The 20,032-nt window shown below is 55.5% G+C and carries 12 protein-coding genes; 5 read left to right on the top strand and 7 right to left on the bottom strand.

The features are described from left to right. The first annotated feature begins 72 nt into the window (after positions 1–72). The 3 genes from ACYVHX_RS10445 (at position 73) to ACYVHX_RS10435 (ending at position 8,019) form a co-directional block, all read left to right on the top strand. Positions 73–5,532 (top strand): alpha-2-macroglobulin family protein, encoded by a 5,460-nt coding sequence (locus ACYVHX_RS10445; protein ID WP_460671569.1) that lies wholly within the window; start codon positions 73–75, stop codon positions 5,530–5,532. Between the two features lie 212 nt (positions 5,533–5,744). Continuing rightward, entirely contained in the window at positions 5,745–5,951 is a 207-nt protein-coding gene (locus ACYVHX_RS10440; RefSeq protein ID WP_460671568.1) for a hypothetical protein, read from the top strand. Positions 5,952–6,081: 130 nt separating this feature from the next. Beyond that, a complete protein-coding gene (locus ACYVHX_RS10435; RefSeq protein WP_460671567.1) occupies positions 6,082–8,019 on the top strand; it encodes a glycoside hydrolase family 9 protein in 1,938 nt (645 codons plus the stop codon). A 14-nt stretch (positions 8,020–8,033) separates the two neighbouring features. On the opposite strand, the gene ACYVHX_RS10430 is transcribed toward ACYVHX_RS10435, so the two are convergent. After that, the gene (locus tag ACYVHX_RS10430) at positions 8,034–8,330 is read right to left on the bottom strand and encodes a hypothetical protein (RefSeq protein WP_460671566.1); all 297 of its coding nucleotides are present in this window, start codon (positions 8,328–8,330) and stop codon (positions 8,034–8,036) included. 72 nt (positions 8,331–8,402) lie between these two features. On the opposite strand from ACYVHX_RS10430, the gene ACYVHX_RS10425 reads away from it, so the two are divergent. Continuing rightward, positions 8,403–9,233 (top strand): polysaccharide deacetylase family protein, encoded by an 831-nt coding sequence (locus ACYVHX_RS10425; RefSeq protein ID WP_460671565.1) that lies wholly within the window; start codon positions 8,403–8,405, stop codon positions 9,231–9,233. Positions 9,234–9,279: 46 nt separating this feature from the next. Here the strand turns inward: ACYVHX_RS10425 and ACYVHX_RS10420 are convergent, their stop codons facing one another. The 6 genes from ACYVHX_RS10420 to ACYVHX_RS10395 form a co-directional block, all read right to left on the bottom strand. Beyond that, positions 9,280–9,861 carry a DUF4870 domain-containing protein gene (locus tag ACYVHX_RS10420; RefSeq protein WP_460671564.1) on the bottom strand — a complete coding sequence of 194 codons (582 nt, stop codon included), beginning with the start codon at positions 9,859–9,861 and terminating at the stop codon, positions 9,280–9,282. A 118-nt stretch (positions 9,862–9,979) separates the two neighbouring features. Next, positions 9,980–12,244, bottom strand: a complete 2,265-nt coding sequence (locus ACYVHX_RS10415) for a S9 family peptidase (RefSeq protein ID WP_460671563.1) — start codon at positions 12,242–12,244, stop codon at positions 9,980–9,982. A gap of 67 nt (positions 12,245–12,311) precedes the next feature. Continuing rightward, positions 12,312–13,118 (bottom strand): molybdopterin-dependent oxidoreductase, encoded by an 807-nt coding sequence (locus tag ACYVHX_RS10410; RefSeq protein ID WP_460671562.1) that lies wholly within the window; start codon positions 13,116–13,118, stop codon positions 12,312–12,314. Between the two features lie 52 nt (positions 13,119–13,170). Beyond that, a complete protein-coding gene (locus ACYVHX_RS10405; RefSeq protein ID WP_460671561.1) occupies positions 13,171–13,860 on the bottom strand; it encodes a cytochrome b/b6 domain-containing protein in 690 nt (229 codons plus the stop codon). Further along, a complete protein-coding gene (locus ACYVHX_RS10400) occupies positions 13,857–16,019 on the bottom strand; it encodes a S46 family peptidase (protein ID WP_460671560.1) in 2,163 nt (720 codons plus the stop codon). Before ACYVHX_RS10400 ends, ACYVHX_RS10405 begins: the two co-directional genes overlap by 4 nt. Before the next feature lie 101 nt (positions 16,020–16,120). Beyond that, a complete protein-coding gene (locus ACYVHX_RS10395; protein ID WP_460671559.1) occupies positions 16,121–17,467 on the bottom strand; it encodes an NAD(P)/FAD-dependent oxidoreductase in 1,347 nt (448 codons plus the stop codon). 129 nt (positions 17,468–17,596) lie between these two features. Here ACYVHX_RS10395 and ACYVHX_RS10390 point away from each other — a divergent pair, with 129 nt between their 5' ends. Beyond that, on the top strand, positions 17,597–20,029 hold the full coding sequence (locus tag ACYVHX_RS10390) for a TonB-dependent receptor (protein WP_460671558.1): 2,433 nt from the start codon (positions 17,597–17,599) through the stop codon (positions 20,027–20,029). The last annotated feature ends 3 nt before the right edge of the window (positions 20,030–20,032 follow it).

Here is a 20,032-nt window from a genome sequence, read left to right as displayed (position 1 = left end):
TGTTAAGTCGCTTTGCAAAATACCAACTAATTTTAAGACCTTTCGTTGTCTTACCGCAATCCTCCTCAAACCATGAAGACGCTCCTGCGTTTCTTAACGGCTTTCAGCGTACTGCTTTTCTTCTCCACCTGCTCGCACCTCAGTAATTCGGTTCGGTTAATCAATCAAAACTTTGAAGAAGAAATCGCCCGGAATCAAAATCTGGTGTTTACGTTCAGCAAAGAGCTGGTGCCGGAAGGCCGGCTCAACGAATGGGATTCCACCCAGTACGTGGTTTTTGAACCGGCGGTGGCCGGCAACTTCAAATGGACCGCTCCGAACGAGCTGGTGTTTTCGCCCGCCGTGGCCTTCAAACCCGCAACGAAGTACAAAGCCGAGTTGAACAACGTCCTCGTCCGTCAGCAAAAAGACGCATCCTATACGCTTGATAACGAAACCCTTGCGTTCCATACGCCCTATCTGCACCTGAGCGATACCGAATTCTGGTGGACGCGCGGGGAAAACGGCCGCCCGGTGGCCAAAGCGAAACTCAATTTCAACTACCCGGTCAGTGGAGCCGAATTAGCCGGTTTACTGAAAATCGAAGCCGAAGAGGCAAAACCGCTGACCACCCAGATTCTGCAAACGTCGGTCCATGAAACGATTCCGGTGACCATTGGCAATGCGCCTTCCTCCCGCAACGAAACCGCGGTAAAACTTCAGATCGGGAAAGGGCTGAACGTACCGAACACCACCTATACGACACAGGAAGCCTTTGAACAAACGACAACGCTACCGTCTCAGTATCAACTCGAAGTGGTTGACGTAAAAACCGGGTTTGAAAACAACGAGGGCGTTATCCGGGTCATCACCACGCAGGAATTACAGGCAAATGACCTGAAACCGTATTACACGCTGTCGCCGGAGGCCGAGACCCGCGCCGAACCCACCGAAAACGGGTTTATCATTCGCGGAAATTTTAACGAAACCGAGACCTACGTGCTGACCCTCACCGGCCAGATGAAGGGGGTTCTGGGCGCGCGGCTGGACGAAACCGTGTCGAAGGATGTGTTTTTTGGTAAAATGCCCGCCGGTATTTCATTTTCCAACAAACGGGCGGTTTACCTGCCCGCCAAAGGCGCCAAAAACGTGGGTGTCAGCATCGTCAACGTGCCGAAAGTGGACGTGAAAATTGCCAAAATTTACGAGAACAACATCCTGCACTACCTCCGCTCCGGCCGGTACGAAGAACACGGCGAAATTGACGGGCAGTGGCAGCCGCTGGGGACGCACGTTTATTACGAAGACGAACAACAGAATTACAGCGATGTTATCGTCCGGAAAACCGTCGAAACGGGCAATTTGCCGAAAGTGAAGGGGGTTTCGGCCCTGAACTTAGCCCTCCCCGACCCCGGCCCGTCCGGCCCGAATCCGCCCCGGGGCATCTACCTGGTCAGTGTCAGCTCAAAAGACGATGCCTACGTCAGCGCCACCAAACTGATTTCGATCTCGGACCTTGGTTTGATTGCCAAACAGGGCGCCGATGAAGTCTGGGTATTTACCAATTCGGTGGAAACCGCCGAGCCGCTCGCCAATGTGGAAGTGACGCTGGTCAGTAGCAACAACCAGGTGATTGCCACCATGCAGAGCAACGGCAAAGGGGTGGCCCATTTTGAAAAAATAGCGCAGAAAAACCCCGGTTCCAACCTGGCGATGGTGTTGGTAAAAACCGAGGATGATTTCAACTATCTGCTGTTGCAGGACGCCAAAGTCGAAACCTCGCGCTTTGAGGTGGAAGGCAAACGCGACAATCCGACGGGCTTCGATGCGTTTGTCTACGGCGACCGCAACATTTACCGTCCCGGCGAAACGATTCACTTCAATACGGTGATCCGCAACCCGGTTTGGGAAAGTGTCGGCCAGATCCCGCTGAAAATCAAAGTGCTGTCGCCCAACGGCAAAGAATACCGCGTTATGCGGCAAACAACAAACGAACAGGGCGCCATTACCACCGATGTCCCGATCGACCCGGCGGCTGTCACGGGCACGTACATCACCGAAATTTACAACGCCAACGAGGTATTGCTGGCGTCGCGGAACATTAGCATCGAAGAGTTTATTCCCGACCGCATCCGGGTGGAAGCCCGCACGGAACGCGACGTTTACCGAACCGGCGAAGCCGTTACGATGACGGCCACCGCCACGAACCTGTTTGGGCCGCCGGCCACCGGACGAACCTACGAAATGGACCTGCAACTGAAACAGCGGGCGTTTACGGCTAAACCGTTTCCGGAGTATTCGTTTGCAATTCAGAGCAATGCGTCGTTTGAAAAAAATCTGCGTCAGGGCGTGACCAACGCCAGCGGACAGGCCGTCGAACGGTTTCCGATTCCGGCCAGCTACCGCGACATCGGCGTGCTGGAAGGCAATTTATTCGTGACGGTTTTTGACGAAAATAGCCGCCCCGTCAACCGGCTGAAACGACTCGATGTGTTTACGCAGGAAACCTTTTACGGCATTCGGCTGGCGGATTCGTACGTGGGCACCAACGCACCGTTGCCCGTTGAGGTGGTGGCGGTGGATCGCAACGGAGCGTTGCAGAAAGGCGCTACGGCGCAGGCCGAAGTTGTGCGGTTTGACTACCAGACCGTGGTTGAAAAACAATACGATCAGTTGCGGTACGTTTCGAAAAAGCGGGAGAAAGTCGTTTATACCAACACCCTGAATTTCAGCGACGGGCGATCCCGCTTCAGCTACGTGCCGACGGTTTCGGGAGAATACGAAGTGCGCATCGGGCGAACCGACAAATCCGGCGACCGGGCTGCGGCTTACACGGCGGCTTCGTACTATGCGTACGGTTTTGGCACGACGCAAAGTTCGTCGTTTGAAGTCAGCACGGAAGGCCAGGTGTTGATCGAGTTCGACAAAGAACAGTATCAGGTCGGCCAGAAGGCGAAGGTGTTGTTCAAAACGCCGTTTGCCGGCAAATTGCTGGTCACGCTGGAACGCAACAAGGTGCTGGAAACCCATATTCTGGAAACCGATCAGAAATCCGCCGAACTGACCGTTGATTTGTCGGAAGAACACCTGCCAACGGTGTACGTAACGGCCACGCTCATTCGCCCCGTCGATGGCTCGAACCTGCCGCTGATGGTGGCCCACGGTTTTGCCCCCATGCAGGTGCAGGATCCGGACACCAAATTACCGGTGGTCCTTACGGCGGTGGCCCAGTCCCGCTCCAAAACAAAACAGCATGTTTCGGTCAAAACCAGCCCCAATGCCGAACTAACCGTGGCCGTGGTCGATGAAGGCATTTTGCAACTGAAGAATTACCAGACCCCCGACATTCACGGTTATTTTTACCAGAAGCGGGCGCTGGAGGTCAACAGCCACGACTTGTATTCGTTTTTATTTCCCGAACTGACGGTCGCCGGGAGTTCTTCCTTTGGCGGTGATGGTTATAATCTGGGCAAACGCATTAATCCGCTGAGCAACGGTCGCGTCAAGCTGGTGGCCCTGTGGAGTGGCGTCCTGAAAGCCAACGGCAACGGGGAAGCGGGCTTCGACATCGCGATTCCGCAGTTTTCGGGCGATTTACGCATCATGGCCGTCGCTTACAAAAACAAGGCGTTCGGATCGGCCACGAAAAACATGAAAGTAGCCGACCCACTCGTGATCAGCACCGGTGCCCCCCGGTTTCTGAGTCCCGACGATGAACTGGATTTGCCCGTGACGATCAGCAACACCACAAAAAAACCGGCGACCGTTACGGCTTCGTTGAAACTGACCGGCGCTTTACTGGCCGGCGGTGCCACCACCCAGCAGCTCACCATCCAGCCGGGGCAGGAAGCCCGGGCGAGGTTTGCCGTAAAAGCCAAACCCGTGCTCGGAACCGGCAACCTGACGGTTTTTGTCAAAGGACTGAATGAAACCTTTTCCGAAAGCATTGACCTGACCGTCAGGCCGGTAACATCCCTGTTAAAAACCGCCCGATCGGGTGTGGTGGCCGCCGGCCAATCGCAAACCATCGACCTGACCAACCAATTTATTCCCGGCACGGTCCGGAGCCAGCTGATCGTCAGTCGCTCGCCGATGATTCAGCTGAGCAAAGAATTGTCGTACCTGCTCGGGTATCCGTACGGTTGCCTGGAACAAACGATTTCCAAAGCGTTTCCGCAATTGTATTTTGCGGAAACGCTCAAAGCCATGGGAAAACCGGGTACGTATTTCGTGCGGTCCGGCGAAAGCGATCTGAACCCGACCTACACCGTTCAGGAAGCCATCCGGCGGGTGGAGTCGATGCAACTGGCCGAGGGCGGTTTTAGCATGTGGCCCGGTTTGCCGAAAGAAGACGGCTGGGCGTCGGCCTACGCGGTGCATTTCCTGACCGAAGCCCGGCGCGCCGGTTTTGAAATCAGTCCATCGGTGTATAGCAAAGCGCTCGACCGGCTGACCGTCCGCACGAGCAACCCGGCGCTGGAGGACGAGATAACGTTGGAAGAAACCGGCAACACGGTTCGTAAGATCATCAGCCGCCAGCATCTGTACGGTTTATACGCCCTGGCGTTGAGCGGGCAGCCGAACCGTTCGGCCATGAATTATTACAAAACCGCAGCCCTGCGCCCGAACGAAACGATGCTGACCGCCGACAGCCGGTATTTGCTGGCGGCTACGTTTTACCTGACCGGCGATACGCGCAGCTACGGGGCTTTGCTGCCGAAAAAATACACCAACTCGACCAACCGGCGGCAATCCGGCGATAGCTATGCCTCGCCCATCCGCAACCTAGCGCTGGTGCTGAACACCTTGCTGGAAACCGACCCGGACAATTTGCAGATTCCGACGCTGGCGCGGCAACTCTCGCAGGCGCTGAACACCAGTTCGTATCTAAACACCCAGGAGTCGGTTTTTGCGGTGTTGGCTCTGGGTAAAATTGCCAGGAAAGCCGCCACTTCAACGGCTACGGCCACGCTCACGGCCGGTGGCAAAACCGTGGGACAATTCTCCGGCAAGACGCTGAATCTCACCAACGGCATCGCCAACCAAACGCTGAAGCTCACCACGCAGGGCAGCGGCAGCCTGTACTGGTTTGCCCAGACCGAAGGATTGAGCGCGACGGGAACGTACACCGAAGAAGATGCCGGCTTGCGGGTGCGCCGGGAGCTTCTGGACCGCGACGGTTCGCCGGTAGCGTCGTTTAAACAGAATGATCTGGTGGTGGTCCGGATTTCGCTGGCAAGCGACAATGGAGTTGCGGTCAACAACGTGGTCGTGACCGATATGCTGCCCGCCGGTTTTGAGATCGAAAACCCGCGCCTGACCGAACCCCGCGAAATGCCGTGGATCAAGGGGGCTTCGACTCCGGAACATTTCGATGTCCGCGACGACCGGATTCACTTTTTCACCTCCGCCGGGACCACCGAAAAAACCTTTTATTACCTCGTCCGGGTGGTCTCCAAAGGTCGGTTTTCGCGGGGGCCGGTCTCGGCCGATGCCATGTATGACGGCAGTTTACGGAGTTATTCGGGCGGAGGAAACCTGACCATAAACTAACAAAAGAAGCCGAAGTAGTGACTTTTCCACGTTTGTTACGTCTATTTAAGTATATATTACCAGTCTTTCCAGGGAAATAATCCCCTGTCAAGTCGGTTAACTAAACTGTTTTCTCCTGATTAGAAGCGAGTTGTTTGGAATAATCTGTTTGAACGGGTTGGACAAAGTACTTTTGTAGTCTACCTTTGTGGCACCGAAAAGTAAGTAATATTATGCAATACAATCGTTATTACCTCTTATCCAGCATGATGGGTGACGAAATTTATCGTCAGTCTTCTTCCAAAAAGGAGCAGTCTGCTGAAGAAAGAGAAAGTTTGGAAGAGCGCTACAACCTCCTTTCCGAAATCCCGCTGGATCAGTTTATCCGCAGCGGTATGCCGTGGCTGCGCATTCTCGAGATGCTCGAACGGCGTTATTGATTTAACCAGAACGCACAGTACTATATCCCTCCGTGAACCTATTCCCGGCTTTTTCTAAAATTGCCGGGAATAGGTATTTCATTTCCCTGAGTTTCTTCGGCGAACGGTAAAAGTTGTAAATTGCCCATCGATGAGGAAATTAGTTTTGCTGTTTGGTTTATTGATTGGGATTGCCGCCTTTACTTTCACCGATGAGGAGCAGGCCTGGATTCGTATCAACTCCTTAGGGTATCGGCCCGCAGGCCCAAAAACAGCCGTCTGGGCTGGTAAAACCGAAGATGCACTGACCCAACCTTTTCAGGTCATTGACGCAGCCACGGAAAATGTGGTCTACGAAAACGCCGTCGGGAAAGATTTTGGTGCCTACGGTCCTTTCCTCCAAACCTACCGGCTTGACTTTTCGGCCGTTCGAAAACCGGGTCGGTATTACCTGAAAACCGGGGCTATTCAATCGCCGGAATTTCGAATTGCCGACGACGTATATGATGGAACGGCGGATTTTTGCCTGCGCTATATACGCCAGCAACGCAGTGGTTACAATCCCTTCCTGAAAGACTCCTGCCACACCCACGACGGCTATACGATGTATGGCCCCATGCCCGACAGCACGCACATCGACGTTTCGGGCGGCTGGCACGATGCCTCGGATTACCTCCAGTATGTTACCACCTCGGCCAACGCGACCTACCATCTGCTGGCGGCTTTTCGCGATTTTCCAAAAGTATTCGGCGACCGGCACCTGAGCAATGGACTGGAAGGCACCAACAGCCAGGCGGATGTGCTGGACGAAGCGCGCTGGGGCCTCGACTGGCTGTTGAAAATGCACCCGAAAGACGACTGGATGTTTAACCAGCTGGCTGACGACCGGGATCATACCGGGATGCGGATTCCCAAACGCGATTCGGCGTATGGCAAGGGGTACGAGCGACCGGTTTATTTTGCTTCCGGAAAACCGCAGGGGCTTTTCAACTATAAAAACCGCACCACGGGCGTCGCTTCCACGGCGGGCAAGTTCAGCAGCGCGTTTGCGCTGGGCTTTCAGGTGCTCCGTCGGCGAGACCCCGATTATGCCGAAAAGCTCTGGCAGCGCGCCCAAACCGCTTACACGCTGGGTTTGCAGAAGCCGGGTGTTTGTCAGACCGCGCCGGGCCGCTCACCGTATTTTTACGAAGAAGACAATTACGTTGATGATCTGGAACTGGCCGCCGTTGAGATGTACAATGCCGCCCGGGTTCAGGGATACAAAGCCGCCGATTACCTCAACAGCGCCTACGCCTACGGCCTGATCGAACCGGTGACCCCCTGGCTGGGCACGGACACCGCCCGGCATTATCAATGGTATCCGTTTATCAATATCGGCCATTTTGAGATTGCCAAGCGCCTGGTCGATTCGCGCCGACAGCACATCATTGGCTTTTACCGCAGCGGGATTGAGAAAGTCTGGCAAAAGGCCGAAAGCAACGCCTTTTACCGGGGCGTCCCGTTTACCTGGTGCAGCAACAACCTGACGACTTCCTTTGCCATCCAGTGTTACTGGTACCGCAAATTAACCGGCGACACGCAGTATCTCCAGCTCGAGCAGGCCTGCTTCGACTGGCTCTTTGGCTGCAATCCGTGGGGGACGAGTTTTGTGTACGGTTTGCCCGCCGGGGCCGACACACCAACGGATCCACATTCGGCTTTCACGCACATCGGCAAGTATCCCATCGACGGCGGTTTGGTCGATGGACCGGTGTATGGCCGGATCTACAAAAACCTGATTGGCATTCAGCTCAAAGACCCGGACGAATACGCGGCTTTTCAGAGTGATCTGGTCGTTTACCACGACGACTACGGCGACTACAGCACCAACGAACCCACTATGGATGGGACGGCTTCGCTGATTTATCTGCTGGCGGCAAAAGAAGGTGAAACCGCGGTTTCGGCGGTTGCTGCGCCGGTCAAAGCGAGCGTTGTGAAAAAGAAACCGGCTCCGCGAAAATCAAAAACCGTTCGGAAAAAATCGTCAGGACGGAAAAAAGCCCCGGCCAAACGTTCGTCGGGCAAAAAGAAAAAGAGACGGCGGTAAAGTGCAGAAAGGGATTAAAACACCACTTCAATTCCAAAATCATTAATTTGCACCATCGAAGGTGACTGCTGGTTGCGAAGTTCGGCGGCAATGCGCTGGATGATTTCGGCACGGCGGAGGGTGGCGGTTTTGGCCCCGGCGCTCCGGCAATAGGCCGGCCACTGCTCGTCGCCCGGCACAAAAATGTAGATCGACGTCAGCATCCGTTCGTAGGCAAACCGAAGTGTCAGCAGCGGTTCGCGGTAGCTGATCCAGCCGGATAAACCGGTGTGTTCCATTTCAACGGTGTAAGTGGTCAACGGAGTGGCCATAGGGGTCCGGGTAGCCCAAGAGTTCATCAAATTCATGACACGGTGTTTTTTGGAAAGTAATGATGCCCCGCTATGCTGATCGTTTGGTGGTTGCTGCTTGACTGGTTTATCGTTCCGAAGGTCGATAATTGCCTAAAAGATGCAGTTGCGGTTTCCGACGTTGCACGGACCTCAGCAAATCCGCAAAAATTTATTTCGGGCGCCAACACGACGGTCCGGGGCGCCATCATCCGGGGCGATACCACGGTCCGGAACGTGGCGCTGGTTTTTACGGGGGATGAATACGCCGACGGAGGAAACCGGATCCGGAACGTGTTACGGAAAAACCGGGTTCCGGCGTCGTTCTTTCTGACGGGGCGGTTTTATCGCAACCCGGTTTTTCAGCCCCTCATTCGGGCCCTGAAAAAAGATGGTCACTACCTCGGCGCCCATTCCGATGCGCACCTGCTGTATTGCGACTGGACGAACCGGGATAGCCTGCTGGTCGGCCCGAGCCAGTTTCGCGCCGACCTGGACCGGAACTACGCGGAAATGAATCGCTACGGTATCGCCAAAACGGAGGCCCGGTTTTTTCTGCCGCCTTACGAATGGTACAACGATACCATTGCGGCCTGGACCCGGAATAGGGGTTTGCAATTGATCAGCTACACGTCCGGCACCCTCAGCCACGCTGATTACACCACGCCCGATCTGAAAAATTACCGCAGCAGTCGCGCCATTCTGCAATCCATTTACGACTACGAGCAACGGCATCCGGCGGGCTTGAACGGTTTTATTCTGCTGCTGCACGTAGGTACGCATCCCGACCGCACCGATAAACTCTACGAGCACCTGAACGAACTGCTGACGTATTTGCGCCAAAAGAAATACAAACTGGTCAGGGTCAATGCGTTAATTCAGTGAAAAAACGAGGGTCGTGTTTCCTGCACCAACCCGGTTTTCGGCCCCATTACCGCAGAATGGGAAACCCGATGGAATATACGGTTTCTGTCCCCCGGCGGACCTGAAACGTGGCAAACAGGATGAGGATCGAATTCAGGACGCACAGTCCGGCGATGAGGGCAATCATGACAAACGGCGAGAAAAAACCGGACCATTCGGGATTCAGAAAGACGCCCGCGATCCAGCCGCAAACCAGACCAAACGTCAGGAACGTCCAGGTAATCTGAAAGTTGATGATGCGCCGACCCAGTTCGTTGACTCCTTTCACCTTGTCGCGTTTCATGACCCAGAGCACCAGCGGAATAAAGATATTGCCGAGCGGAATGACCCAGAACGAGAGACTCGACAGGTTCATCATCTGCAAAAAACCGCGGTCTTCCTCTTTCGTAAAATCCAGAAAATCCTCGACGGGGGTGTCTAACGCTTTGGCGATTAAGCGGAGCGTTTGCCCCCTCGGTTCGGTGCGCCCGGTTTCGATCCGTTGCAGCGTTCGCAGGTTGATCGATGCATAGTCGGCGAGTTCTTCCTGCGAAAGCCCTTTGCTTTTGCGCAGTGACCCAATTTTTCCAGCCAATAGTCCCTTGCTCATGGTTGCGTTGTTTTGACCAAAGGTAGCCGCGCAGACACCGGGTGTGTGCCGGTTTTAGCCCGACATTTCTACGGCATTTGCGCCTTTTTAATGAAAACGCGGTGGCCGCGCTCCCCTCTTATTGTCTGCTGGTAGTCCCGCCGATATACCGCTCGAAAAATTCGTAGATCCGCAGCATCCGGTCGATGCGCTGCCGCACATTCCCCGTCCGGCTCAGCTCGTGCGTCCCCCCCGGCATCCGAACGTATTCGACCGGGCGACCCAGAATTTTCAGGCTCTTGTACATCATTTCGCTCTGGATTACGCCCGTTCGCAAATCGTTTTCGCCGTGTTTGATCAGCAAAGGGGTTTTGATGTTTTCCACAAACGTGTACGGCGAGTTGGATTCAAGCACGTCCGCGGCCTGTTTTTGCCACGGGTAGCCGCCAAAATAATTCGGAACCAGCCGCCAGGCGTTGCCTTCGCCCATGAACGTGGTGAGGTCGTAGACACCCCGCTGCGCAAAAGCCGCCTTGAAGCGGTTGTCGTGGGCTACAATCCAGGCCGTCAGGTAGCCGGCATACGATCCGCCCGTAATCACCTGCCGACTCGTATCAACCCAGGCTTCTCGGGCTGCATCGGTGGCGGCCGCCAGCACGTCCTCGGTGGGTCCGGTGCCCCAGTCTTTCACGTTGGCGCGCTGAAAATCAATGCCGTACCCACCTGATCCGCGCGGGTTGGCGTACACAATTCCGTAGCCCTGCGAACAGAAATATTGAAATTCGTGCCACATCGACGGCTCGCCCGGCCCCCACATGGCCGTTGGTCCCCCGTGCATGTTGAGCAGTAACGGGAATTTCTGGGCCGAAACCGCTGCGCGGCCGGTCGCGATGGCGGTCGGTTTCATGATCCAGTACTCCACGGTTTGGCCTTTGGAATTTTTGTACGTCCGTTTCTCCGGTAAACTCAGGGTTTTGCCGGCCACCCACTCGTTGTGGCGGCTCAGTTTGACGGCTTTGCCCGTGATAGGCTGCCGGGCCGTAGCGCCGGCCAGGTCGGCCACATACAACTCCGAAGGATTGGCCACCTCCGTTTTGGCAAAAACCGCCCGGCTACCCGCCACGTCAAAGGAACTGATTCCGGTCTCAAAATCCGACAGTTGCGTCACCTGCTTCGTCGCCGGATCGAGCCGGTACAGCGGAAAACCGCCGTTCGAGGGCGCGGTAAAAAAAACCGCAAAAACCGACGTATCAGCGTTTTTCTTTCTCCTGGAACCGGCGACCGCTACCGCCCCCCATTTCAGATTGCCAGCCGCCCGGTCGAACGAAACGACCTGTAGATCCGAAACCGCCGGGCCATTCAGGTTCGCGACGGCCACCTGCCCCACGTTGACGCCCTGCGCCGACGACACCAGCAGTGCCAACTGACGGCCATCGGGCGAAATCGCTGGGGCCGAGTACGTACGGCCCGCACCGGCCAGGAGCGTCGCCCGCTTGCCGGAGCCATCGGCCGCCAGCCAGATCAGCGCGGCATCCTGCTCCCGATCCGGGTGCCGGAGCGTATCGCGATCCGCCACGGCCAGAACCCCCTGCCCATCCCGCATCCAGACCGGCGCCTGAAACGAATAAAAACCGCGTGTCAGCGGTTTGGGCGTCGCATTTTCTTTGACCTCGACGCTGTACAGGTGCGTAAAATTCAGTTCCGGTTCGGTGGATGATTCGCCCTGAAAGTTCAGCCGATTGATCACTTTCGCTTTTTTATCGTCCACATCCTTGTTCAGATACGCCCGGATTTCGGCCAGCGATCCGTCGGGATTGGCCTTTACGGTTTTGTCCGGTTTGATAAAATCGTTGTTGGCGAAACCCGGTTTTTCCAGCGACCAGGCGGGTACGGTTTTGCCCGGATTCAGGACCGAATCTTTCAGAATTTCGGACAACGAAGCCGATGCCGTAAACAAAATCCGCCGGCCATCGGGCGACCATTGCGGATTGGAAGCGCCGTAACCCAGCTTCGTCAATTGCCAGGCTTCGCCCCCGTCGAGCGGCATCACGAAGATTTGCGATTTTCCCTTGACAGTTCGCGCAAAGGCAACCGACTTCCCGTCGGGCGACCAGTCCGGCTGCCGGGCGCTTTCGCTGCCGTTGGTCAGTGCCTTCGCCGGGCCGGGCTGCAGGTCGGACACATAAAGGTGGGTTTTGTACTCGTATTCGTCTTTTTTGTCCGCATCCGGTTCAATGGTCGTCAGCGTGTAAATGGCCCGTTTACCATCCGGTGACGTTTTGATGCCGCCCACCTGTTTGATCCGCGTCAGGTCGGTAACAACAATCTTTTGTTGGGCCGTCTGGGCATGGGCAAGCGGTTGCAACAGCCCGAAAAGAACGGCGTAGCGGAGAATTTTCTTCATGAACCCGTTTGTTTCTGAATGGATTCCGAAGATAGCAAAAAGCCGGTTTGATCCGTCAGCGGGGTGCCTACAATCCGACGTGGTAATCATAGCCCCGCTCGGCCCAGAAGTCGCGCGGGCGTTCGTCGCTGAACCAGATGCTGCCGATGCGTTTGAGGTTTTTAACGCCGTACTTGACCGGAATAATCAGCCGGAGCGGAGCGCCGTGCGGATCCGACAGCGGCTCGTCGTTCATTTCGTAGGCCAGAATCGTCTGCGGGTGCAGGGCGCTGGGCGTATCGATGCCCACGTAATACCCGCCATCGGGCGTTTTCATGCCAACGTACGGGTACCAGTCGCCGGAGCCGGTTTTCTGACCCAACTGATAGTTTTTAACAAATTCGGCAAAATTAACCCCGCCCCAGTGCTGAATCTGGCTCCAGCCTTCGATGCATTTAAACTGAAAAATAATCTCCTGCTTGGGCATTGCCTTGAGTTCCTCGAGCGAAATCAACAGCGGTTTTTGACCGGACCGTTCCACCTTCAACCGCCAGGCGTCTTTGTCGAGGGCGCTCCGCAAACCGTCCCGGCCATTCACCCGCACGTTTTTGGCGGCCCTTTCTTTCGGGAACGTCGGCGCCAGATGCGCGTCGCTGAAATAGCGGTTGGCGACTTGCTCGTTCGTCTTGAAAACTTCGCGGAATATTTTTGGCAAACCGGCTTCTTTGGGCTGCTCCCGAATCCATTTCCAGACGCCATAGGGCACAAAACTCAGGACGCCAAACCACGCAAATGCCCGGATCGTCCGGCGCCGAATTTGTTGATCGGTGGTCAGTTCCTCGCGTTTCGGTTGTTTTTCCGGAAGCGTCTCGTCGATGTCGTTGATTTCGGCCATTGCTAAATTTTTCCAGACCTGTCAGGTTTTCAAAACCTGACAGGTGTCGTAGTCATTCCTCCACCTTCGTCAGGCCAGAAGTTTCTGCTTTACTTTTCTCAATCTCAAAACCGGTCACCATTGCCTGAAAGTTGTTCCAGCCCGCCCGAATGACCTGCAAAACGTGAATCACGAAGAACAGGACGTAGCCGATCGTCAGGACAAAATGCACCAGCCGGGCGGTTTCGTACCCACCGGAAAGCGTTGTCACCCAGGCAAACTGCGTCGGTTTGTAAATGGCCAGCCCCGTTACCAAAGACCCGAATCCCATCAGCAGAATGGCCGTGTAGGCGATGCGTTGCGCCCCGTTGTATTTCAGTTGCGGAGGGGCGATTTTTCGAATGCCCAGATCGTGCAGCGTTACCTGCCAGGCTTCCCGAAAGGAGCGCCGGTTGGGCAGCAAAAACCGCCATTCGCCCGAAATCAGGGTATATAAAACGTATACGATTCCGTTGAGTATGAACAGCCACATGAACACAAAATGCCACGACATCCCCTCGGCCAGCCGACGACGCAGGCTCAGCGCCTGAATGAACCAGTCCGGAAAAAATTTAAAGAAAACCGCATCGCCGATCTGAATTTTGTAAGGCTGATACGCCCAGTAAATGAGCAGACCGCTCCAGATCATCACGAACAGAATCGGGAAGTTGATCCAGTGAAACCAGCGCAGCGCCAGCGGGTGTTTGTGGACGATCCGTTTCATTTGCCCACCAGTTCGTTCACCAGCCGCTCGGCCTTGTAGATGTACCGCATCGAGGCAACGATGGCACCGGTATTTACCGAAACCGTGCGGTTTTTGTCGGGAACAAAAATGAAACTGCCCGGCAAACTTTCCAGGTTGCCATCGAACGCCAGCCCGACGGCTTCCCGGTTTTTGTTGATCAGCGGACTGCCCGAATTACCGCCGATGATGTCGTTCGTGGAAACAAAACACATCGGCTGCCGCAGCAAGGCCGCGGGTGGGTTCAGCCAGCGTTTCGGCAGCGACCACGGAAATTTACCATTGAACGAATAATAGCGGTCGTACAGCCCGGCGAAGGTCGTCTGGTAGGGCGCAACGGTACCGTTGTAGGGAAAACCCTTCACGACGCCGTCGTTGATGCGCAGGGAAAACGTCGCATCCGGCGGAATACCGGTGCCGTATACTTCATACAGCAACCGTCCCAGATTGCTCCGTAAAACCGTCTGTTTGCCGCTCAGGGCTTTCACAGCCGCCGACGCCTGCTGGTAACGCGGCACCGAAATCCGGGCCAGCGCCAGCAGTGGGTCGTTGTCGCCACTGATGGCCGCCGGACCTTTGGTAATCAGATCGTTGATGAAGCCCTGATCGTTCAGTTTCGTGTTGTTCAGCAAATACGCGGCCGCTTCTTTGGGGGCCTTGCCGTTCAAAGCCGCTTTGATGTACGGATCATCGTTGCCCAAAGCCGCCCGCGCTTCGCCCAAATGAGCCGCCAGATATGCTTCTTCCAGCGCGCGATCGGTCAGGGTAGGGGTTTCCAGCAAGCCTTTCAGTTGTTCGGCGCGGGCGGGATTCTGGCGGGCCACGTCGGCGTAGGTAATCAGCAAATGGGCAAAAACCAGCAAATCACCCCGGGCTAACTCACTCGGCGACAGATACGTATTATCGTTAAAAGACTTCCGCAGGTCGTTGACGTTGGTGGCGATGTTGTCCCATACTTTCAGGTTGACATCAAACCGCGACCCGGGGGCTCCGGCCGTCGCTCCATTGGCCGCTTCGTTACTTTTTCCGGAACCGGTGCTCAGCTTCGACTGCCCGCGCCCGCCTTCCAGCCGTTGGGCGTCGGCTTTGAACTGCTGCTCAAAAGCGCCTTTCCGGGCCAGCAGATAGGAATCGCGCAGGCCGTCCAGCTGACCACCATAGGCTTTCAGGCTATTTTCAAGGCTGAAGATTTCGTTCTGAATGCTGTCGTTCTTTGCTTTCGCATTGTAGACCGTCAGCGCGTCGGCCCGGTTGCGGAGCAGTTGCAGAATGTACGGTATTTTCAGATCCCGGTCGAATTCGAGTTCGGCCACGGTTTTCAGGCGCTCGGTGCTACCGGGATTTCCGGTGACAAAAACCGGCTCGTTTTCCTTGATGCCGTCCGGATTGAACTTAAAAAAGTGGGTCGTCTTCAGCGGTTTTCCGTTGTCGTAAACCCGAAAAAACGAGAAATCCAGCGCGTAACGCGGGTAGGTGAAGTTGTCGGGATCTCCGCCGAAAAAACCGAGTTGCAATTCGGGCATTAGCACCAGCCGCACGTCGTCATACCGCTTGAACCCGTAGAGTGCATACCGACCGCCGTTGTAGAACGTGATGGTTTGCAGTTCCAGCCCCTTCCACTCGGCCTGACTGCCGTATTCCTGCTTGATGGTCGCAAATTCGCGTTCGCGGAGCTGGAGTTGTTCGGTTTCCGATTTGCCGCCCGCCATCGTGGCCTGTACGCGCGTCGTGATGTCCTCGATTTTCAGCAACTGATCGACGTACAGATTCGGTACCTTGCGCTCTTCGGTAAACGTTTTGGCGAAAAAACCGCTGCTGTTCAGGTCTTCCCCTTTCCGCTGTACGCCCGTTCCGGATTCGCGCGCGCAGTGGTGGTTGGTCATCACCAGTCCGTTGGCCGACACAAAGGAAGCCGAACAATAGTCGGCAAACCGCAAGGACGCCAGTCGCACTTCATCGAACCACTTCTGGTCGGGCGTAAATCCGTAGGTTTTCTGAAAATAGTCCTGGGGCGGGGTGTCGAACGTCCACATTTTGCCCATATCGAACGGCCCGGCCTTCACCGTGTCGGGATTCAGGGTCGTCTGGGCCGAAACCAGAACCGTTTCGAGCAGGAAGAAAACAGTCAGCAAAAATCTCATCGGAATTATCTGAACTCGGATTACACAGATTAAAGGATTAACCAGGATGTCTGAACCCTCCGGACGGCCCCGTCGGATTACACGACGTAAGCCGGGCCATACTACGACATTTCATTCTTCATTACAAACTCCTGCGCTTCTTTGTCGTCTTTCCGGACAAACGGCCGGATGATGAGCCGGGTGCCGCGTTCGTAGGTGAACAGGCGGTAGATCCAGTTGCTCAGCACCACGAGTTTACTCCGGAAGCCGATCAGGTAATAAATATGGACGAACAGCCAGGCCATCCAGGCGATAAAACCGCCCAGGTGCAGGTTTCCCGGCAAGTCGGCCACGGCGCGGACCCGGCCAATGATCGCCAGCGAGCCCTTGTCGAAGTAATCAAACTTGGTCATGGCCTCGTTTTTGATCAGCCGGCGCAGGTTTTTCGCCAGATGCTGGCCCTGCTGAATGGCCGGTTGCGCCACGCCCGGATGCCCGTTCGGCCATTTCTCGGTTTTCATGAACGCAATGTCGCCAATGGCAAAAATATCGGTATAGCCCTGAATCTGGTTGAATTCATTGACCGTAATCCGGCCACCGCGCGCGATGAGTTCTTTCGGCAGGCCGTCGATGAGCGCACCGGTTACGCCAGCGGCCCAGACAACGGTCTGCGAACGGATCTGCTCCCCGGTTTTGAGCGTCACCACTTCACCGTCGTACGTATCGACCAGCGTTTTTAACTTGATGATAACGCCCAGTTCTTCCAGGTATTTCTGCGTTTTGGCGCTGGCTTCCGGCGACATCGGCGGCAACACCCGGTCCAGTCCTTCGACCAGGTAAATCTTCATCTTGCTGAAATCCAGCCCCGGATAATCGCCCGGCAACACGTGCTTCCGCATTTCGGCCAGCGATCCGGCCATTTCGACGCCCGTCGGCCCGGCCCCCACAATGACAAAATTCAGCAGCCCTTCCCGGTTTTCGGGGTCCGTCGTGATGCTGGCCTGCTCGAACGACTGGAGCAACTGGCTGCGCAGATTCAGAGCCTCGGGAATGGTTTTAAGCGAAAACGAATATTTCTGCACCTGTTCGTTGCCAAAAAAATTAGCTTTTGTGCCGGTGGCAATCACCAGGTAATCGTAAGGCAGTTCGCCGATCATCGTCTTGACGGTTTTCGTCGCCGGATCGACGCCCAGCACCCGCACCAGCCGGAAATGAAAGTCCTCGTAGTCTTCGTCGAACATTTTTCGCAGCGGTTCGGCAATGGCGTCGGGTTCGAGCCCGGCGGTGGCAACCTGATACAGCAGCGGCCAGAAACCGTGGTAGTTCTGTTTGTCGAACATCACAATCTGGAAATCTTTGCCACTTAGTTTTTTAACCAGATTGAGCCCCCCGAATCCACCGCCAATAATGACCACCCGCGGTTTGGTTGTATCGGGAATATTGAGCGAAAGTTTATCAAAATTCAGCATGGTCGTCGTGTGTTAATCAGGTTGTTGCAATGATAACTCAGCATCTCTTAAACTGTTAAGTTTTGCCGGGTTATACTTTTTGAACGCCTTCTGTCGTAATAACAAATAATAAGCTTATTGAATGCCTGAATGAAGCATTTCTTCCTGTTTTATTTTGTATTTCTGCTGGGTGGAGCCAGGGCAGCGGCTCAATCGCCTACCGCCCGAGCCCTTGCCACGATCAGCGGTTATGTGCGGGAAAGCGGTAGTCAGGAAGCCCTGATCGGCGTCAATGTCTACCGGCCCGGCACCACCACCGGCACCACCACCAACACCTACGGCTTTTACTCGCTGACGCTGCCGGCCCAGGATAGCCTGACGATTGCCTTCTCCTTCGTGGGCTACCAGGCCGTCCAACAAACCGTGCCGTTTCGGAAAAACCGGGAGCTTTCCATTCTGCTCACGCCCGGCCAGCTCCTTTCGGAAGTGACCATCAGCACCAACCGGACGGAGGAAAAAGTAAGCGAAAGTCCGCAGATGAGCACCATTGCTATTCCGGTTGTGCAGATCAAGAAAATACCGGCTTTTCTGGGGGAGAAAGACGTGCTGAAAGTGCTCCAGCTCATGCCCGGCGTGCAGAAAGGCTCCGAAGGCAGCACCGGCATCTACGTGCGCGGGGGCGGGCCCGACCAGAACCTGATCATTCTGGACGATGCCGTCGTCTACAACGCCAACCATCTGTTCGGCTTCTTTTCGGTCTTCAACGGCGATGCGCTCAAGAGTGTGGAGCTGATCAAGGGCGGTTTTCCGGCCCGGTTTGGGGGCCGGCTGTCGTCGGTGATCGAGATGAACCTGAAGGAAGGCAACAAAGAGAAGCTCCACGGGGAGGGGGGGGTGGGTCTGATAGCCTCTCGGCTGACGCTGGAGGGGCCACTGACCAAAAAGAAGTCGGGGTCGGGTTCGTCGTCGTTTCTGGTGTCGGCGCGTCGGACGTACCTGGATGTGGTGGCCCGGCCCATCATCAAGCAGCAGACCGAGGGGCAGACGGTGGCGGGGTATTATTTTTACGACCTGAACGCCAAGGCCAACTACGATTGGGGTCCCGCCAACAAGCTGTACCTGAGCGGCTATTTCGGGCAGGACCGGTTTTACGCTGATGATAAAGAAAGCGGAACCAAAATCAACCTCGACTGGGGCAACACCACCGCAACGCTGCGGTGGAATCACCTGTTTTCGCAACGGCTTTTTTCCAACCTCTCGCTGATTTTCAGCAATTATAAATTTCAGATTGCCTCCGACGAAACGGATGCGGTTTCATCCGACTTTTTTTCGCTGCGCTACAGCTCCGGCATCCGGGATTGGTCGCTGAAGTACGACGTGGATTTTTATCCGTCGCCAAAGCATTCGGTCCGGTTTGGTATTCAGACCATTGCGCACCGGTTTACGCCCAGCGCCGTGGTGTTGCAGAACACGCTGATCAATCAATTTACGACCAAAATCGACGCCATTGACGTGCTCGAATCCGGTTTATACGCCGAAGACAACTGGCGGCCTACCCCTCACTGGCGCATCAACGGCGGGCTTCGGCTGAGTCATTTTGTGCAGAAGCAGACGAATTATTTCCGGCCCGAACCGCGCCTTTCGGCGGCTTACATTCTGAAGCCGTCGCTGTCGGTCAAGGCGTCGTACGCGCTGATGAACCAGTACGTGCATTTGCTGTCGAACACCGGCATCGGTTTGCCGACGGATTTGTGGGTGCCCACCACCGATCAGGTCAAACCGCAACAGTCGCAGCAGGTTGCCGTGGGCATCGCCAAGGATTTTGCCGACAAAGGTGCCGGAAAAGGCCTGAGCATGACCATCGAAGGGTATTACAAAACGATGAACAGCATCATCAACTACCGCGAAGGAGCCAGCTTTTTGCTGATCAACAACCCCGAATCGGCCAACCAGGTGCGCTGGGAAGACAACGTGACGGCGGGCAAAGGCTGGTCGTACGGCGCGGAGTTTCTGTTGCAGAAAAAGCTCGGACGGTTAACGGGCTGGACCGGCTACACGCTGTCGTGGACGCAGTGGCAGTTTCCGGAGCTGAATTTCGGCCGGAAGTTTTTTCCGCGTTACGACCGGCGGCATGACATTTCGGTGGTCGGAATTTACGAAATCAGCCCCAGAATCACGCTGTCGGGCACCTGGGTCTACGGCACGGGCAACGCGCTGACGGTTCCGCTGGCGAAATACCAGGCCGCCACCCACCAGCCGAATCCGGTGATCAACAACGACAATTCGTTTATCAACCCCTTTTTCAGCTACGGGCGGGCGGTCAACGATTACAGCGAGAAGAACAGCTTCCGGGCCGAAGCCTATCACCGGATGGACCTCGGCATCCAGTTTCACAAGAAAAAGCGGCACCACGAGCGTACTTGGGAGGTGAGCGTATACAACCTCTACAACCGCCGGAATCCGTTTTTCTACCAACTCACAACGCAGACCAACGAGCAAACCAACCAGCCGACGAAGACGGTTTTTCAGCGCTACTCGGTTTTTCCGATTGTGCCGTCGGTGACGTACGGTTTTAAATTCTAACGG

Source organism: Larkinella ripae, from assembly GCF_054780775.1.
The sequence above is the reverse complement of the archived record's forward strand: the minus strand, read 5'-3'. Positions and strand labels throughout refer to the sequence as shown.

What these genes read in the sequence shown, in the direction of transcription:
- ACYVHX_RS10445 (WP_460671569.1), top strand. Translation starts at nt 73, where the DNA reads ATGAAGACGCTCCTGCGTTTCTTAACGGCTTTCAGCGTACTGCTTTTC.
- ACYVHX_RS10440 (WP_460671568.1), top strand. Translation starts at nt 5,745, where the DNA reads ATGCAATACAATCGTTATTACCTCTTATCCAGCATGATGGGTGACGAA.
- ACYVHX_RS10435 (WP_460671567.1), top strand. Translation starts at nt 6,082, where the DNA reads ATGAGGAAATTAGTTTTGCTGTTTGGTTTATTGATTGGGATTGCCGCC.
- ACYVHX_RS10430 (WP_460671566.1), bottom strand. Translation starts at nt 8,330, where the DNA reads ATGGCCACTCCGTTGACCACTTACACCGTTGAAATGGAACACACCGGT.
- ACYVHX_RS10425 (WP_460671565.1), top strand. Translation starts at nt 8,403, where the DNA reads ATGCTGATCGTTTGGTGGTTGCTGCTTGACTGGTTTATCGTTCCGAAG.
- ACYVHX_RS10420 (WP_460671564.1), bottom strand. Translation starts at nt 9,861, where the DNA reads ATGAGCAAGGGACTATTGGCTGGAAAAATTGGGTCACTGCGCAAAAGC.
- ACYVHX_RS10415 (WP_460671563.1), bottom strand. Translation starts at nt 12,244, where the DNA reads ATGAAGAAAATTCTCCGCTACGCCGTTCTTTTCGGGCTGTTGCAACCG.
- ACYVHX_RS10410 (WP_460671562.1), bottom strand. Translation starts at nt 13,118, where the DNA reads ATGGCCGAAATCAACGACATCGACGAGACGCTTCCGGAAAAACAACCG.
- ACYVHX_RS10405 (WP_460671561.1), bottom strand. Translation starts at nt 13,860, where the DNA reads ATGAAACGGATCGTCCACAAACACCCGCTGGCGCTGCGCTGGTTTCAC.
- ACYVHX_RS10400 (WP_460671560.1), bottom strand. Translation starts at nt 16,019, where the DNA reads ATGAGATTTTTGCTGACTGTTTTCTTCCTGCTCGAAACGGTTCTGGTT.
- ACYVHX_RS10395 (WP_460671559.1), bottom strand. Translation starts at nt 17,467, where the DNA reads ATGCTGAATTTTGATAAACTTTCGCTCAATATTCCCGATACAACCAAA.
- ACYVHX_RS10390 (WP_460671558.1), top strand. Translation starts at nt 17,597, where the DNA reads ATGAAGCATTTCTTCCTGTTTTATTTTGTATTTCTGCTGGGTGGAGCC.